The 1748-nt window shown below is 38.6% G+C and carries 1 pseudogene; it reads right to left on the minus strand.

Annotated elements, in window-relative coordinates:
* Positions 1 to 1748: pseudogene (locus tag ACFIK8_RS08975) on the minus strand (hypothetical protein); the annotation flags it as partial.

The raw sequence follows: 1748 nt of genomic DNA on the forward strand, positions 1-1748 counted from the left end.
CATTCAAAATAAGGTTTTGTTCTACTGTTTTACCTGTAGCAGAAAGCACAAATGGCATTACTTTTTTATCTTGAAGAGCAACAGTTGTTAGCCCCTCACCTTTTATATCATAGGTCACATCAGGTTCTTTGAAACGACCACCAATGATAATTTGCCCTGTTAAGGTACCAGAAACACCAAGATCAGATTTCCATAGATTGACTAAAGCAGCAGGAAGCGCATTCATCGTAAGACGCAGATTAAGGGTGTCTTGAACATTTCCAGCAAGCACAATCCTACCCTCATTAATCTCAACGCCTAATTCATTTATTGTCATTCCATTTTTATCAAAAACAATCGTAGCCGGTTTAGGCAATGCCGCGTAAAAATTGCGCTGTTTCATGTTCATGGTTTCAATCTGCACTTCCTGTTTTATACCCACCGGAAGCTCTATAACCATTACACGGCCAGAAAGCTGTGCGCTGGTATGATTAGGCAACATCGCTTGAACAGTAAAACTCGTTTGCCCATTGTTGCTATTGCCGTGAACATTTAAACGATTGAACACCATCAAAGGTGTTTGAACATGTTCCGCATTCATAAAGCCATCAAACTGTGCTGTGCCAAAAGGGTCCAATATGTGCGTCTCTATTGCCAACTTTTTAATTTTATTCTTTGCAAAATCCAAATGGTCAACGTGCGCCTTCACATTGGCTTTTTGTTTGCCATCTTGTTCATAAAAAACAAAATCTCCTTTTACTTTTCCCTTGCCGTCCTGCAAAAATAACGCAGAAAATATTGAAATATCATCAGCGTCAATATGCAAAGCTCCTTTCACAAAACCTCCAAACGTTTGAGAAAGATCACCAGTTATTTTTGCGTTTCCCCCTCTAATATCAATATTTTCAAGTTTTCGAATCTGATTGGAACGTGTAAAAGAAGCAGCTAAATACAAAGGTTTTTTAGCAAAAGTTCCTTCACCCTTTACAGAACCTGTTAAAGAAGGAACCGGCGATGTATTATCCATAAGTGTCTTAATAGTTAGCGTTGTATTCTGAAGTTTTTTCCCCACTAAAAACGCTTCAACAACATGGGCACGTGTGCTAAGTTTTATAAGGTTATTGTGCCCTCTAGCAGTACTTTGGATTGTGAGCGCCCCATTCATTTTCGGATCTAATCTGGCGAGATCAGATATTTGAGCATATAAATCCATTTTAGCACTCTCACTTGAAAAATAGCCATCGGCTTTTAGATTTGCATATTGATTCTTCAAATCAAAACGACGCAAAACTAAATCTGTCGTATTCCAAGCAGCACCACCTGAAAGAGTAAGATTTCCTTTGAATAAACGATCAAAAGGTTGCACACCTACTTTCATATTGTCGGCAATTCCCGATAACTCAAGATCAAAAATGCCACTCATTAAACCGATAGTGCCTTTAGCTTTAAGATCTGCGCTACCAGAAAGTGGTTGTTCGCTGAATAGACCTAAAAGAGCTAATGTTTGTGCTTTTAAACTAAGATTGCCTTTAAAAACAAAATGGTCCACTTTTCCTTTTAACCAAGCAGAAAAACCCTGAGCCGTAATACTAACATCATGAATCAAAATTGGTTTTCTAGAAACAATATCCGTATCTAGATGCATATGAACCGTTTGGCTTAAACTTTCTTCCGACGCACCCTTAGTCTTTATAACCCCCTGAAGTGTTCCATTAACCTGAATACCGACATGACGAGAAGCTACGTCATCAAGATTTTCGCTCATCCCT

It is taken from the genome of Bartonella sp. MR168JLCBS, from assembly GCF_042194175.1.